1 protein-coding gene and 1 pseudogene are annotated in these 700 nt (G+C 46.7%); one reads left to right on the forward strand and one right to left on the reverse strand.

Annotated elements, in window-relative coordinates; translation table 11 throughout:
* A partial coding sequence (locus tag ACTHUR_RS14290; protein ID WP_440399222.1) for an ATP-dependent Clp protease proteolytic subunit occupies positions 1-387 on the forward strand: 387 nt, incomplete at its 5' end.
* A gap of 63 nt (positions 388-450) precedes the next feature.
* Here the strand turns inward: ACTHUR_RS14290 and ACTHUR_RS14295 are convergent.
* Positions 451-700, reverse strand: a pseudogene (locus tag ACTHUR_RS14295) (recombinase); the annotation flags it as partial.

Here is a 700-nt window from a genome sequence, read left to right on the forward strand (position 1 = left end):
GCCGGTATGTCGATTTACGACACCATGAACTTCATCAAGCCTCATGTTTCTACCTTATGCTTGGGCCAAGCGGCAAGCATGGGCGCATTCCTGTTGTCCGCAGGCGAAAAAGGCAAACGCTTTGCCCTGCCAAACAGCCGCATCATGATTCACCAACCGCTCATCAACGGCGGCTTGGCCGGTCAGGCTTCCGATATTGAAATTCATGCTAAAGAGCTGCTGAAAATCAAAGAGAAACTGAACCGCTTACTCGCCAAACATTGTGATCGCGATTTAGCCGACTTGGAACGCGATACCGACCGCGACAATTATATGTCTGCCGATGAAGCTAAAGAATATGGTTTGATTGACCAAGTTTTGGAAAACCGCTCCTCTCTGCAAGCCTAATCTTTATCGGTTTAAATCAAAGGCCGTCTGAAAAGTATATATTCAGACGGCCTTTCTTCAATCTTACTTCGTGTTGTCTTTGTTATTCACTTGAACCGGATACAGTAAAATCAAAGGATTGGCTTTAACTTGACTCCAGAAGCTTTTCAGCAGATTACGCATACTGCCCAAACGCGTGCCGCGAGAACGGAGTGCAACGGCCAAAGCTAAAGAAAAGCTGACCACCAGATTCACCATGCCGATTGCCAATACACTTGCCAAGCCAAGCATAAAAGTGAATATATCTGCATGACCGCTAATCGCGGCATAACCC

Source organism: Neisseria sp. P0021.S007 (genome assembly GCF_051956855.1).